This window comes from Ferdinandcohnia sp. QZ13 (assembly GCF_031324165.1).
In the GTDB taxonomy this organism is placed as follows: Bacteria; Bacillota; Bacilli; order Bacillales; family Bacillaceae_L; genus Ferdinandcohnia.
In genome coordinates this window covers 1,043,297-1,057,905 of record NZ_JAVIVW010000001.1, presented here as the reverse complement: position 1 = coordinate 1,057,905, position 14,609 = coordinate 1,043,297, and the positions used below count along the sequence as shown (strand labels likewise).

The following is a 14,609-nucleotide window of genomic DNA, read 5'->3' as shown; positions in this document are numbered from 1 at the left end:
TGCGCTGACTCTTTCAGACTGTTGACAAACGCTCGCATACTTCGTTGCTTGCCTCTCTCGTCCGCTCATGAAGGCAACTTCTATTCGCGTCTTCGATCGGCTGCGCGCCTTGTCTGACAAGCGTTTTCAAGACAGTCTGGGGGAGTAATTTACATCTAGATATCCTGTAATAAATCGTGTAGACAAAGTCAATAATGACTTTGTCTACACTCTGAGAGTCAGCTGCGCTGACTCTTTCTTTACGAAATTTTTCGAGAAAAGACTTTAGCTTGTTTTTCAATTGGGTCAAAATAAACAAGCAAATACGTATCCTGAAGTGTAACTGCACCTGTTTGTTTATAAGTTTCAAGGTCAAATGGGATTTTTTCAACAACAGTATGCTTGTACAAATCTTTTTCCTGAAGCTGTAATTGTCTAAATTCCTCACCTAAAGCATCTGGATTCTCCACAATCTCCTGATAGAAGGTCGCTCGATCTTGTTTGTTAACAAGGTCCTCCCACCACGGTTTACGTGGTTTGTACTTCTGATTTCGTAAATAATCATATTTCATGATCGCTTCAATCACTGGAAGCTGTTCCTGGTTTGTTTCTTGAAGAAACTCGTAGAGACGTTTAAATAAATCCTCCAATTGGTGGCCAATTCGTGACCATCCACGTTCGTCCCAATAGGTCCCAAAGTCTTGGAAGAAATCAAATGGCGTTTCAAAGCTATGGGTTACCAAATATTCCACGGTTTCATTCATACGATGGTCATTCCAATACTTCTCAAGCACGTCTTCAACCTGTTTTATTCGTGTAATATCATCAAAGCTCAAGACATTGTTTCCAAGAATCTCATATGGTGAATGATCCATATATTTATAATCATGCTCTGCTGCACGAATTCGTACTCCAGTTCCACGAAGCATTTTTAAAAAGCCAAGCTGTAGCTCCTCAGGTCGCATCTCAAATACATCGTTAAAGGTTTTTCGGAAGGAGTGGTAATCCTCCTCAGGAAGACCGGCAATTAAGTCTAGATGCTGATCAATTTTTCCACCTTCTTTAACCATCATGACAGTACGCTGTAGCTTAGAGAAGTTTTGCTTCCGTTTCACTAATTCGTTCGTCAAGTCATTCGTTGATTGGACACCGATTTCAAACCGGAATAATCCTGCAGGAGCATTTTTATTTAGAAAGTCAATGACTTCAGGGCGCATGATGTCTGCCGTTATTTCAAACTGGAAGACCGTTCCTGGTCGGTGTTCATCAATTAAAAATTGGAACATCTCCATCGCATAGCTTCTACTAATATTGAAGGTTCGGTCAACGAATTTGATAGTCTTTGCTCCATGGTCCATTAAAAAGCGAATATCGTCCTTGACTTTTTCACGATCAAAATAGCGGACACCAACCTCGATGGATGATAGGCAAAACTGACAATTAAATGGACAACCGCGGCTTGTCTCAATATATGTTACGCGTTTTGACAAATGAGGAAGATCCTCTTCAAATCGAAAAGGTGTTGGTAATTCTTTTAAGTTTAGTTTATTTCGCTGTGGATTGATCTTTAATCGTTCCTCTGTACGGAAAGCAACACCACTTATCTCATCTGTGCTTTCACCATCACGTATAGCCGTAAGTAGATCCTTAAACGTTTCTTCACCCTCACCTATGACAATGAAATCAACCTCTGGAATGCGTTCTAACCATTCATGCACATCATAGGTCACCTCTGGACCACCTAGAATGATGATTAGCTCCGGATTTATTTTTTTGAGCATTTTAATAACTTTAATCGTTTCCTCGATATTCCAAATGTAACAGCTGAAGCCAATTACTTCTGGTTTTTTTCGATACAAATCAGTAACGATGTTCATGGCTGGATCTTTAATGGTGTATTCAGCCATTGTTACATCAAATTCAGGCGCGGCATATGCCTTTAAATACCGAATCGACAGACTTGTATGGATATACTTTGCATTTAATGTACTTACAACAATGTTCATTCTCTTGCTCCTTAATCATTTATCAAATACGCCTTGGAATATCTGCGCTCAGATTTTCTCGAGCGTGCTCGAAAATTTTCTTTGAAAATCTGAGGCATCCGCCGGAGGCTTTTCTTTATTTAACTGAGTTTTTAAACTTCAGTTGAATAAAGTCAATAACTAATATATTTTACCACAGGAGGATAGCCGAACCAAATACCGGAAGCTTTTTATCGACAAATTAACAGAATTTATTCCAAAGTGTGACAATTTCTACTATAATAAGAAATAGTGAAAGCGATTTTATTTATCAACACATCAAAAATAGAGAGAGAGTTTACCAAAGGGGGCAGAAGATTGAAGGGGTCAAAAAGAAAAAAAAGGGAAAAAGTAGTGCGTAAAAAGTCATCAATTAAACTAACTGCTTGGTGGCACAACTTAAAGATAGGCTATAAATTTGGTGTTGCGTTTACCTTTACGATTCTATTATTTTGTTTATCAGCCTTCATCATTTTTATTCAACTTTTTAATATTAGCAATGAAATGAAAGAAGTGAAGAAAAGCGGAGAACAATCAATTCTCATTACTGAGATAGCGAGCGTTTTCAATCAACTAGGAAGTGAGATTAGTATTTACATACAAGACAGCAATGGCAAACATGTGACGTCCTTTCAAGATTTAAGTAAACAATATGACGAATTATCAAAGGAACTAAAACCGTCTCTGACAACAATTGAGCTTCAGCTCTATAACAAAGTGGGTGAAAATAAACAAAAGCTCACTACTTTGTTTGACGATAAAGTTTTCCCGGCTGTTGTTTCAGCGAATAAGCTAAGTTCAATTGAATCTAGCCAAGAAGCAGAGCAAATTATTAAGGATACTGTCCGACAATTGGATCAGCTACGGGCTAATATAAAAGTGAAGAGTGATCGTTCGATAACAGCAGCAAATTCAAATGTTTCCGGAACTATTGTTGTATTACTGGTTTCAATTGTGGCATCAACTATTATCGCCATTTTGAGCCTAGTTATGATTGGCCGTAATATTGGTAAACAGCTAAAAAATTTGGTGATCATTTCAAATCGTGTTGCCGATGGGAACCTAAAGGTCGAAGAGATAGAAATTAAAGGACAGGATGAAATCGGATTGTTGAGCAAATCGTTAAATATTATGAATTCGAGCCTTCGTTCCATGATACGTGAGATAACAACTGTCTCTGACCAAGTGGCTTCAAAGAGTTCAGAATTGATGATTTCATCAAGCGAAGTGAAGGCGGCGAGTCAGCAAATTGCCTCAACTGTCCAAGAACTGTCAACAGGGGCTGAGGAACAAGCGCATTCGTCAACGCAATTAGCAAAAATGATGGAGGAATATGCTGGGAAAATCCAGACAGCTAACCAAAATGGAAGTCAAATTAATGAGTCATCACAACATGTTTTAGAAATGACGAAAAAGGGTCATGAATTCATGAACGCTTCAACAGAGCAAATGAACAAAATTAACAGCATCATGGAGTTCTCTGTGGAGAAGGTAAAAGGACTCGATGAACAAACAAAGCAAATCTCTACTCTTGTCAAGGTCATTCGTGATATTGCGGATCAAACCAATCTTTTAGCTCTTAATGCGGCAATTGAAGCTGCTCGTGCGGGGGAACATGGGAGAGGGTTTGCTGTTGTAGCTGATGAAGTTCGAAAGCTTGCAGAGCAAGTATCTCATTCAGTTAAAGACATCACTGATATTGTTAACAGCATTCAAAAAGAATCGAATTCTGTTGCCCGCGTCTTACTAGATGGATATAGTCAGGTGGATGAAGGGGCTAATCAAATTCAAGTAACAGGTCAAACATTCGAGGATATCCACGATGCAGTTACCGTCATGGTTGAACGCATCCGGAGCATTTCCGAAAACCTCGATATAATCGCAGGAAGTACGGTCGAGATCAATTTATCAATTGATAACATTGCAGCAGTTTCCGAACAATCTGCAGCAGGAATTGAGCAAACCTCTGCCTCTGTTCAGCAAACAAATAGTTCTATGGAAACGATCTCTGATCACTCTGAACTACTGTCAGATTTAGCAAGCAGACTAAACACATTGATTAGTAAGTTCAAGCTGTAGAACAAATAGCCAGTGCTCATAGAAGAGTACTGGTTTTCCTTTTTACAAAAATGTGATAAGGTTTTGTAAAATAAATGAAAGAGAAGGGAGCGTTGCTTAATGTATAAATATAGTGACATGCAAACGGATATTTTCGGAACAATCTATATCCTCGCAGGCGAAACAGAATTGCTTGATATCTCATTATCTGATGACGACTGGGAACAAGTTAGGAAAAAATATGATGCTACTTATGCACCTAATGACGAGGTGCTTGTAGAAATTAAAAAACAACTAGATGAATATTTTAAAGGTGAACGCAAAACATTTAGTTTTCCAATTAAGTTTAGCGGGACAGCTTTCCAACAAAAGGTGTGGAATGAACTTTTGCAAATTCCTTACGGTGAAACTCGTTGTTACGCGGACATTGCAAATGCGATTGATAATCCGAAGGCCGTACGTGCAGTCGGGCAGGCCAATCGGAAAAATCCAATCCCCATTGTTGTTCCATGTCACCGGGTAATTGGAAAGGACAAATCACTAACAGGATATACTGGCACAAGAACCGATTTAAAAGAAAAGTTGTTGGAATTAGAAGGTGTGTTTTGATCGGGGCAAGTTTTTGGATTTTTGCTAAAAACGATAGAACTGAAGTAAAGTCGATAGAATTCAATTAAAATCGATAGAATCAAAATAAAGTCGATAGACTCAAATTAAAATAGATAGCTCGCGTAATCTGAAAAAATCCAGTGTGCCGCACACTGGATTTCCTTATAAACTCTTTATTATTCAAACAAATGTTTAATCTCGGCCTCAAGATCACCTTGTAGGATCCCTTTTTCCGTAATAATGGCTGTAATAAGTTCATTTGGGGTGACGTCAAACGCTGGATTATACACTTGAACACCTTCTGGAGCTATGCGAACTCCATGTAAATGTGTAACTTCCTCCGGATTTCGTTCCTCAATCGGAATTTCTTCACCACTTTCTAGGGACACATCAAACGTGGATAGAGGTGCAGCAACATAGAATGGAATACCAAATGTTTTGGCTAATATCGCTAAATTAAAAGTGCCAATTTTATTAGCGGTATCTCCATTTGCTGTTATCCGGTCAGCTCCCACGATGATAGCATTGATTCCTTTTTCCATTATCGTATGAGCGGCCATATTGTCTGTAATCAATGTTACATCAACACCTGATTGTAGCAATTCCCATGTGGTTAACCGAGCCCCTTGTAAAACAGGTCGTGTCTCTGAAGCATAGACTTTAAGATTTTTGCCCTGTTGTGCTGCTAAATGGAAGGGCGCAAGTGCAGTGCCGTAGCGAGCAGTTGCAATAGAACCTGCATTACAAATTGTTAATACTTTAAAACCATCCTGGAAGAGCCCAAGAGCATGCTCACCGATTTGGCGACAAACCGCTTCATCTTCTGCTTGAATACGTATGGCCTCAGGGATGAGTGTAGTTTTTGCTTCATTTACGGATGTTGAATCTTGAATACTAGTAACCAAGCGATTTAATGCCCAAATTAAGTTAACAGCAGTTGGGCGTGAGCTCGCTAAATATTCTTTATCTTTAAGGAGTTTTTCCTTAAATTCTTCCAAATTCGTTTCTTCATAGCTCTTTGCAGATAAAGCTAAGCCAAAGGCAGCCGTAATTCCAATTGCCGGAGCCCCACGTACTTTTAAAGAAACGATACTTTCCCATACATCCTCAATTGTAACTAGGTCGATAAATACAGTTTCTAACGGGAGTTTTGTTTGATCTAATAGTTTGATAGAAGTTTCATTCCACTGAACCGATTGTGGAACAGTTTTTATGTTCGTCATGATGTCACTCCTTAGCTGTTTTGTCTACATAGTTTCGTAGAATTCGCAGTTCCTTAATAGACTTACGGTCACGGATTAACGCTTTTCCTAAACGAAGGGCATGCTGTTTCGCTGAGATTCTCTCCTCGAAGTTTTCAATTCCATCCAAATCGGCAACATGGGCTAGCCCGATTGTTCTGCGAATTAACTCACAGCCTGCAAATCCGATTGCATCTTCAAATGCTTGCTCAAGAACATATTCCAAATAGCCATCAGTATCACGGTATTGTTCCACAGCATCCTTTTTCCAAGCATGTGTAAAGGTTGCCAAAAACACATCCCATGTTTTTTCAATATGCTGATAGAGCGGCTCACGGTTTTCGGAATTCCGCGAAATGGCATTTACTAAAAGATTGGCAATGAATTGCCCAAGGTCAAAGCCGAGTGGTCCAAAATAAGCAAATTCCGGATCAATTACTTTTGTCTCTGTCTCGCTTGCGAAAATACTTCCCGTGTGTAAATCCCCATGTAATAAAGCATCTGCTTGTGTTAAGAACTTTTGCTTTAACTTTGCAACCTCAAGCTTAAGTGATTGGTCTACCCAAATTTGCTCAACATCAATTCGTAGCTCTTCTTCAAAGCTATTCGTATCGATATCAAAAAATGGATCGGTGAATACAAGATCCTCCGTAATTTTACACAGGTCAGGGTTAATGAATTTTTGCACTAGCACTTTTTTCTTAAGTGGCTCTAGTCCAAAATCTGATGAATAGAATAGGGTTTTCGCTAAATATGTTCCGATGTGCTCTGATAAAAGAGGGAAGTTTTTACCCTCAATTAGGCCAGCTCTTGCTATTTGTAAACGGGAAAGGTCTTCCATTACTGTAATGGCTAGTTGCTCATCCGTATAATAAACCTTTGGCACAAGTGCTGGTGCATAGTCAGCAGCCGTTAATAATGCATTTGCTTCGATGGTTGCACGTTTAAGGGATAATGGCCAACTCTCTCCAACGACCTTTGCATATGGTAAAGCTTGCTTGATAATGATTCCATTATCGCTATCTATAGGGGTAATATGGAAAACTAGATTTAGATTTCCATCTCCGATTTCTTTGCATTGCAGTACTGTTCCTTCTTCAAACAAGCGAAGACGTGTGGCTAATGCCACCGCTGTACTTTCTGTTAATCGTTCATAAATGGATTGATGTGAAATTGCCATTTTATATACCTCCAGTAATATTTTTTAATATTATTTTTACAGACTGACTTGAAAACGCTTGTCAGACTAGGCGCGCAGCCGAGAGAAGACGCGAATAGAAGTTGCCTTCATGAGCGGACGATTGAGGCAAGCAACGACGTATGCGAGCGTTTTTCAACAGTCTGGGAGGCTTTTCGAACAGAAAAGCCTCTTTCACATTGAAAGAGGCTTGAAGACACAGCATCAAACCTCTTATCTGCCAGGAAATCAAATGTTTCCTGTTGGAATTAGCACCGTGCCTTGTGGGTTTTTCCCTGCGCTATAAAGTTAGCGCCCCATTTTGCAATGGAATTACGGTCGGTTGCTGGGCTTCATAGGGCCAAGTCCCTCTGCCTGCTCTTGATAAGAGATCAAGTATAACGATATTTGAATTTTTTATTAATACTGATGAGAATCATAACAACGAATACACATAATTGTCAATATATTTTTATTTATATAAATCCGGTCGACGATCCTGGAAAATCGGAATTTGCTTTCTAACTTCTTGCACCTTGCTAAGGTCAATTTCCCCAATTAATGTTGTGCTTTCCGTGCCTGCTTCGGCAATAATTGTTCCCCAAGGATCGATAATCATCGAATGACCGCCAAATACGTTATCAGGGTTACTACCAACACAATTACAAGCAACGACATAGCATTGATTTTCAATTGCTCGGCTTAGGAGTAAAGTACGCCAATGCTCAAGCCGAGGAAGTGGCCACTCCGCTACCACGAATAGAATTTCAGCGCCACTTGTTGTATGTGCGCGTATCCATTCAGGGAAGCGTATATCATAGCAAATAACGCCTGCAGCGGGTATGTTCTCAATCGTGAAATCACCTTTTGCTTCGCCAGCTTGTAAATACAAATGCTCATCCATGAGTTGGAAGAGATGGAGCTTACTATATTCACCGATTATTTCTCCGTCACGATTAAAGACAAACATTGTGTTTGTAACGCCATGTTCAGTCTTTTTGGCAATCGAGCCTGCTATAATATTAACTGAATATTGTTTTGCTAAATTTTTTATAAAAGCATTTGTTTCATTCCCGTTATCATCTGCAATTTCATTTAATCTTGTTAAGTCATACCCAGTTGTCCAAAGCTCTGGGAGGACGATAATATCGGGTTTATCCTGGTTCATTGTTTTTTCGATCTCTTCAGAGATAAGATCAAAATTTTCTTGCGGTTTTCCAAATTGAATATCATACTGAATACATGCAATTTTTAGATTCATTGGGAACCTCCTGTGAAATGATACTTTACAAGTTAACTCTAACAATATATGATATTAGACTAGTATTTCAAGTATTTTGAAGAAGGTGTATACATGAAAAATTTCGAACAATCTGAAATCCTGCAAAATTTACCGAAGCAGTTTTTTGCTTCACTTGTTGCAAAGGTGAATAACGTTGTTGCCCAGGGGCACGATGTCATCAATTTAGGTCAGGGAAATCCAGATCAGCCAACCCCAAAACACATCGTTGAGGCATTAAAAAGGGGCGCTGAACAACCGAAATTTCATAAATATTCTCCGTTTCGTGGACATTCTTTCTTAAAGAAGGCAGCAACAGAATTTTATCAACGTGAATACGGAGTTGAACTTGATCCAGATACAGAGGTTGCGATTCTTTTTGGAGGGAAGGCAGGATTAGTTGAGATTCCACAATGCCTATTAAATCCAGGTGATATTGCGTTAGTTCCGGATCCTGGGTATCCCGATTATTGGTCAGGAGTTGAACTTGCTCGAGCCGAAATGGCATATATGCCACTGAAAGCGGAAAATGCCTTTTTACCTGACTACTCAGAACTTGAATCAGAAACGCTTGAAAAAGCAAAAGTTATGTTTTTAAATTATCCTAATAACCCAACCGGAGCTGTAGCGACAAAGGAATTTTTTGAAGAAACCATTTCTTTTGCAAAAGAACATGATATTTGTGTCGTGCATGATTTTGCATATGGTGCAATTGGATTTGAAGGGAAAAGACCAATCAGTTTCTTAGAAATAGACGGGGCCAAGGATATCGGGATTGAAATTTACACACTTTCAAAGACATATAACATGGCCGGATGGAGAGTTGGTTTTGCGGTTGGAAACCCAAGCGTTATCGAAGCTCTAAATCTCATTCAAGACCATATGTATGTTAGTTTGTTCAGTCCAATTCAAGCAGCGGCAGCAACAGCACTAACCGAGTCACAGGACTGTGTAAAAGAACTAGTGGATAAGTACGAATCAAGACGAAACGCCTTCATCGGTGCACTTCAGGACATTGGGTGGGATGTAAAAGCACCTGAAGGTTCTTTCTTCGCATGGCTACCCGTACCTGAAGGATACACATCTGTTAGCTTTGCTGATCTCTTACTTGAAAAAGCTCATGTTGCAGTGGCACCAGGAATTGGATTCGGTGAATATGGTGACCGCTATGTTCGGGTTGGTCTTTTAACAGACGAAGATCGACTAGTTGAAGCCGCAAACCGAATTAAAAAGTTGGATTTGTTTAAATAATAAAAAACGTTTGACAAGAAAAATAATTCCTGTCATAATCCTAATTAAATTAAGTTTAATAAAGGTTGAGGTCGTTTTTAAACGAGGCTCAACATGCTATATAAAATCAATTTTCTTATTAAGAGCAGGCGGAGGGACTAGCCCAATGAAGCCCGGCAACCGACTTACGAAAAGGTAAGCACGGTGCTAATTCTTGCAGCGTTACGCTGAGAGATAAGAAGATGTTAGTTTGCTAACCTCTTCTTATGAAGAGGTTTTTTATTTTTAGTATGTTTGAAATGAGGGTTAAACATGAGTGAAGTGATTGCTACATATTTGGTACATGATACGAGTAACAACTTAGAGGAAAAAGCGGAAGGCATCGCACTAGGTTTAACGGTCGGTTCTTGGACGACTTTGCCAAAACTTGAACAGGAACAACTTAAAAAACATAAAGGAAAAGTAATAAGTGTTGAACAATTTGATGTGGACGATCGAGCAAGTCATTATCTTGGAAAACAAGTGAAAAAAGGAATCATCAAAATTGCATACCCAAGTGCAAATTTTAGTGCTGATTTACCAGCGATTTTAACCACTACCTTTGGGAAGCTATCACTTGATGGGGAAGTTAAGTTGCTAGATTTGGAGTTTTCAACTGAATTGAAGGCTACCTTTCCTGGTCCAAAGTTTGGATTAAACGGCATCCGCGAAAAACTTGGAGTATTTGATAGACCTCTGGTGATGAGCATTTTTAAAGGAGTAATTGGAAGAGACATGGAGTATCTCAAGGAACAACTTCGTGAGCAGGCACTTGGTGGAGTCCATCTCATTAAGGATGATGAAATACTCTTTGAGAATCCTTTAACTCCATTTGAAGACCGAATCACAGAAGGTAAAAAAGTGCTTGAGGTGGTTTACGCTGAAACCGGTCACCGTGCCCTTTATGCCGTGAACTTAACTGGTAGAACCTTTGAATTAAAAGAAAAAGCAAGAAAAGCTGTAGAGCTTGGTGCTGACCTGTTATTGTTTAATGTATTTGCATATGGACTTGATGTTCTTCAGGGCATAGCAGAGGACCCAGAAGTTTCAGTTCCGATTATGGCTCATCCAGCTGTTAGTGGTACACTCACGCCGTCTGAATTTTACGGATTTTCAAACCAACTATTGCTTGGAAAACTACTACGATATGCAGGTGCTGACCTTGTCTTGTTCCCTTCACCATATGGTAGTGTTGCTCTTGAAAGAGAACAAACATTGGCGATTGCAGCTGAATTAACGAAAACGGATGAATTATTTAAGCCTTCATTTCCGGTACCATCTGCCGGCATACATCCAGGATTGGTGCCACTGCTTATCAATGATTTTGGGAAACACAGTGTAATTAATGCTGGTGGTGGTGTTCATGGGCATCCGAACGGTGCAATTGGTGGTGGCAAAGCATTTCATGCTGCAGTCGATGCAGTCTTGACTGGAAAGACGCTTGTTGAATTCGCTCAAAATCATTCAGAGCTAAAACAGGCAATTGATTTATGGGGATATAAAGAGGTACAGCGATGAACAAACCTATTATTTTCTGTGATTTTGATGGCACAATCACAAATACCGATAACATAATAGCCATTATGAAAAAATTTGCTCCAGCTGGTTGGGAGGAAATTAAGGATCAAGTCCTCTCGCAGGAAATCCCGATACAAGAGGGTGTGAGTAAAATGTTCTCTCTGTTACCCTCAGCCTGGAGGGGAGAGATAACGAATTACATTCTAAACCATGCGGAAATTCGTGATGGATTCAAAGAGTTTGTTGCATACACGAAAGAACAAGGAATTCAGCTTTACATTGTAAGTGGTGGGATTGACTTTTTTGTTGAGCCATTGCTAGAGGGTCTCATTGCTAAGGAGCAAATTTATTGTAATCAATCTGATTTTTCGAATGATAGAATTAAAATCTTATGGCCATATACGTGTGATGTTGAGTGCACAAATGAGTGTGGCTGCTGTAAGCCAAGCTTGATTCGAAAGCTCACAAATCAAGATGATTATAAAATCGTTATTGGCGATTCCATCACCGATCTTCAGGCGGCAAAGCTAGCGGATAAGGTCATTGCAAGAGATTTCTTAATTGAAAAATGTGAAGAATTGGGGATTGAACATTCATCCTTTCATTCCTTTTTTGATGTGATGGAGATTTTGAAAAAGGAGGTTGTGACCAATGCTTAGGATTAAGCAATGGACAGAGCTTGCGGATATCAAGGATGAACTCGCAAATCGCGATTGGTTCATGGGGACCAGTGGAAACCTAGCAATCAAGGTCTCTGATCATCCTATCACCTTCCTTGTAACAGCAAGTGGTAAGGACAAGAAAAAGAGAACTGATGAGGATTTTTTATTAGTGGATGGGTCGGGTTTCCCTGTTACCCCTACTCATTTAAAGCCCTCTGCAGAAACACTATTACATGTGGAAATCTATAACAGAACAAATGCAGGCTGCAGCCTTCATGTCCATACAGTTGATAACAATGTCATTTCTGAGCTATATGCTGATAAGGGTGAGGTTGTTTTTAAGGGTCAGGAAATTATTAAGGCGCTTGGATTATGGGAGGAAGATGCGGAAATACGCATACCGATTATTAAAAATGATGCGGATATCCCAACACTTTCTCGAAATTTTAGTGAGCATGTTAACGATGACTTTGGTGCTGTCCTGATTCGAAATCACGGTATCACAGTTTGGGCTAAAAATGCTTTCGATGCAAAAAAACATCTTGAGGCATACGAATTCCTTTTTAGCTATCATTTGAAACTATTAGCATTAAACCCCTTGCAAATAAGGGTTTAAATAGAACAAATAATATGAAAGAGGTGTAGAAAATGGCAAATATTAAATTACGTAATACAGGTGAAAGAATAGAAGGTCAAGAAAAAGTTGCAGCGTTTTTACAAGAACAAGGAGTCCTTTATGAGCACTGGGATACTAGTAAACTACCAGGAGAATTAAGAGGAAACTGCAAAATTAACGACGAGCAAAAAGAGCAAATCCTATCCATTTATGAAGAAGAAATCAAATCTCTTGCAGAGCGTAATGGCTATCAAAAATGGGACGTCATTGCTTTATCTGATGCAACTCCAAATCTTGATGAACTATTAAAGAAATTTGAACAAGTCCATGTTCACACAGAGGATGAAGTTCGGGCAATTGTAGCTGGTCATGGAATTTTTATTATTAAAGGAAGTGGAGACACTGGTTACTTTGATGTAGAACTAGAAGCAGGTGATGTGATTTCTGTGCCTGTTGAGACTCCGCACTTCTTCACTCTTATGGATGATCGTGAAGTGGTTGCCGTACGTTTATTTATTGATCCAGCTGGTTGGGTGGCACATCCATTCAAAGACCCAGAATTTGCGCAAAACTAAGTAAGAAAGAAAGAACTTTATGGAGCTTTTCCATAAAGTTTTTTTTGAATTGAAATAGTAAGAATATTCTTTACACAAATGGATAAATATGTTACATTTTTGTTCATTAGATTACGAGCTTTTATATGCATATAATAAAGGTAATGAAGGAATTCTTCTATATGAATGAGGAGTGGAAAAGATGAAAATTCGCTATAATTTTGTCCAGAAACCAGATGTGAAGTATTGTGAAGACAAATTTACGGTTCAACAAGCCCTTCAATTATTAAATGATACAGGATTTCGCTCGGTCCCTGTATTATCAAAAGATGGTACTGTTTTCGAAGGGTTAATTTATAAAGTAGATATCTTAGAGTATTTATATGAAAAAAATGGAGATGCGAATGCAAATATATCTATACTTGTTGAAAGCAAGGATGCATTCGTTAACGAGGAAGATTCCTTCTTCAAGACGTTTTTAACAATTCGTCGTCTGCCATTTATTGCAGTTTTGAATTCGGAAAAGGAATTTCAGGGAATCATCACACATGCGAATGTTATGGATGTTCTTGAGGACTCTTTTGGCATGAAAACGGGTGGATATACGTTAACCATCGCTACGATTGAACATAAAGGTGCAATTAAAGAACTTGTATCGCTCATCAGTGATATAAATATAGATGGCATGCTCACGCTAGATAATGGTGAAAAATATCTTCGACGCATTATTTTAAATCTACCTGGTTCTCTTGGAGAAGAAAAAATTCAGCAGATTAAACGAAAGCTAGAAGCGAAGGAGTTTCGCGTTACACATATCGATCGAATAAAATAAAGCAATGTGTAGACAAAGTCAGTATTGACTTTGTCTACACGATTTTTTTCAGGATACCTAGATATAATTTACTTCCCCAGACTGTCTTGAAAACGCTTGTCAGACAAGGCGCGCAGCCGATCGAAGACAAGAATAGAAGTTGCCTTCATGAGCGGACGAGAGAGGCAAGCAACGCAGTATGGGAGCGTTTGTCAACAGTCTGAGACCTATAAGTGTAATACTTATAGGTCTTTTCTATTAAAAACCCTGTCGATATTTGTAAAGTCCTTAACGTCGAAAATATGCGAAAAGTGAAGTGTAAGCGATGTCGTACACAATTTTGTAAATTTTTCAAAGAAAAAAATGTCTATTTTTGCGAATCTATTTACATAATTAGTAGATTTTGTAATAATTCATAGAGTAACAACTAAGGAGCATGGACCAAAGGTAGTATTGGTTGGCATACGATAGTTGTATGCGGCGTTAGGGTCTCCTAACGTGTGAATAAAAGGAGTGGAAACTTTGGAAACCAGAGGTGTAGATTACAAACAGATACTATTAGACGAAATTAATAGAAAAAGAGAAGAAATGATCACTATTGCTAATAGTACGGGGTTTACAAGTAATGAAACAATCGAATGTAGTCAAGAACTTGATGAACTTATAAATATCTATCAACGAGCAGAAGCAGCAGAACGAAACCATTCACTTTTTCGTCAGTTTTTAAAAAAAGCCATGTTATTTTTCGCACTTCAAAAAGTCAGCTACAAATCATAAATGGTCAATTTCAAACAATTCAGTTATGTGGGTTG

At 38.8% G+C, this 14,609-nt stretch carries 13 protein-coding genes and 2 riboswitches; of the genes, 9 read left to right on the top strand and 4 right to left on the bottom strand.

Translation table 11 applies throughout. The annotated features are described in order from the left end of the window. Window positions 1-239: 239 nt before the first annotated feature. Window positions 240-1,985, bottom strand: a complete 1,746-nt coding sequence (locus tag RGU12_RS05105; protein WP_309535101.1) for a B12-binding domain-containing radical SAM protein — start codon at window positions 1,983-1,985, stop codon at window positions 240-242. Between the two features lie 336 nt (window positions 1,986-2,321). Here RGU12_RS05105 and RGU12_RS05100 point away from each other — a divergent pair, with 336 nt between their 5' ends. Further along, the gene (locus RGU12_RS05100; protein WP_309535100.1) at window positions 2,322-4,082 is read left to right on the top strand and encodes a methyl-accepting chemotaxis protein; all 1,761 of its coding nucleotides are present in this window, start codon (window positions 2,322-2,324) and stop codon (window positions 4,080-4,082) included. A gap of 99 nt (window positions 4,083-4,181) precedes the next feature. Beyond that, window positions 4,182-4,670 (top strand): methylated-DNA--[protein]-cysteine S-methyltransferase, encoded by a 489-nt coding sequence (locus RGU12_RS05095; RefSeq protein WP_309535099.1) that lies wholly within the window; start codon window positions 4,182-4,184, stop codon window positions 4,668-4,670. A gap of 176 nt (window positions 4,671-4,846) precedes the next feature. Here RGU12_RS05095 and mtnA read toward each other — a convergent pair whose 3' ends face one another. From mtnA to RGU12_RS05080, 3 genes are all read right to left on the bottom strand, one after another. Then, window positions 4,847-5,893 (bottom strand): S-methyl-5-thioribose-1-phosphate isomerase, encoded by a 1,047-nt coding sequence (gene mtnA / locus RGU12_RS05090; RefSeq protein WP_309535098.1) that lies wholly within the window; start codon window positions 5,891-5,893, stop codon window positions 4,847-4,849. A gap of 4 nt (window positions 5,894-5,897) precedes the next feature. Then, window positions 5,898-7,091 (bottom strand): S-methyl-5-thioribose kinase, encoded by a 1,194-nt coding sequence (gene mtnK / locus RGU12_RS05085; RefSeq protein ID WP_309535097.1) that lies wholly within the window; start codon window positions 7,089-7,091, stop codon window positions 5,898-5,900. 228 nt (window positions 7,092-7,319) lie between these two features. Beyond that, window positions 7,320-7,479, bottom strand: a riboswitch (SAM riboswitch). Window positions 7,480-7,560: 81 nt separating this feature from the next. Then, on the bottom strand, window positions 7,561-8,349 hold the full coding sequence (locus RGU12_RS05080; protein WP_309535096.1) for a carbon-nitrogen family hydrolase: 789 nt from the start codon (window positions 8,347-8,349) through the stop codon (window positions 7,561-7,563). 93 nt (window positions 8,350-8,442) lie between these two features. Here RGU12_RS05080 and RGU12_RS05075 point away from each other — a divergent pair, with 93 nt between their 5' ends. The 7 genes from RGU12_RS05075 (at window position 8,443) to RGU12_RS05045 (ending at window position 14,574) form a co-directional block, all read left to right on the top strand. After that, window positions 8,443-9,618 (top strand): pyridoxal phosphate-dependent aminotransferase, encoded by a 1,176-nt coding sequence (locus RGU12_RS05075; protein WP_309535095.1) that lies wholly within the window; start codon window positions 8,443-8,445, stop codon window positions 9,616-9,618. A gap of 112 nt (window positions 9,619-9,730) precedes the next feature. After that, window positions 9,731-9,838: riboswitch (SAM riboswitch) on the top strand. Window positions 9,839-9,909: 71 nt separating this feature from the next. Beyond that, window positions 9,910-11,154 carry a 2,3-diketo-5-methylthiopentyl-1-phosphate enolase gene (gene mtnW / locus RGU12_RS05070; RefSeq protein WP_309535094.1) on the top strand — a complete coding sequence of 415 codons (1,245 nt, stop codon included), beginning with the start codon at window positions 9,910-9,912 and terminating at the stop codon, window positions 11,152-11,154. Beyond that, window positions 11,151-11,813 (top strand): 2-hydroxy-3-keto-5-methylthiopentenyl-1-phosphate phosphatase, encoded by a 663-nt coding sequence (locus tag RGU12_RS05065; protein ID WP_309535093.1) that lies wholly within the window; start codon window positions 11,151-11,153, stop codon window positions 11,811-11,813. Before mtnW ends, RGU12_RS05065 begins: the two co-directional genes overlap by 4 nt. Then, window positions 11,806-12,432, top strand: a complete 627-nt coding sequence (locus RGU12_RS05060) for a methylthioribulose 1-phosphate dehydratase (protein WP_309535092.1) — start codon at window positions 11,806-11,808, stop codon at window positions 12,430-12,432. Before RGU12_RS05065 ends, RGU12_RS05060 begins: the two co-directional genes overlap by 8 nt. Before the next feature lie 32 nt (window positions 12,433-12,464). Beyond that, complete coding sequence (gene mtnD, locus RGU12_RS05055) at window positions 12,465-13,007, top strand: acireductone dioxygenase (RefSeq protein ID WP_309535091.1); 543 nt, start codon at window positions 12,465-12,467, stop codon at window positions 13,005-13,007. 181 nt (window positions 13,008-13,188) lie between these two features. After that, a complete protein-coding gene (cbpA, locus tag RGU12_RS05050; RefSeq protein WP_309535090.1) occupies window positions 13,189-13,818 on the top strand; it encodes a cyclic di-AMP binding protein CbpA in 630 nt (209 codons plus the stop codon). A 501-nt stretch (window positions 13,819-14,319) separates the two neighbouring features. Continuing rightward, the gene (locus RGU12_RS05045; protein ID WP_309535089.1) at window positions 14,320-14,574 is read left to right on the top strand and encodes an aspartyl-phosphate phosphatase Spo0E family protein; all 255 of its coding nucleotides are present in this window, start codon (window positions 14,320-14,322) and stop codon (window positions 14,572-14,574) included. The last annotated feature ends 35 nt before the right edge of the window (window positions 14,575-14,609 follow it).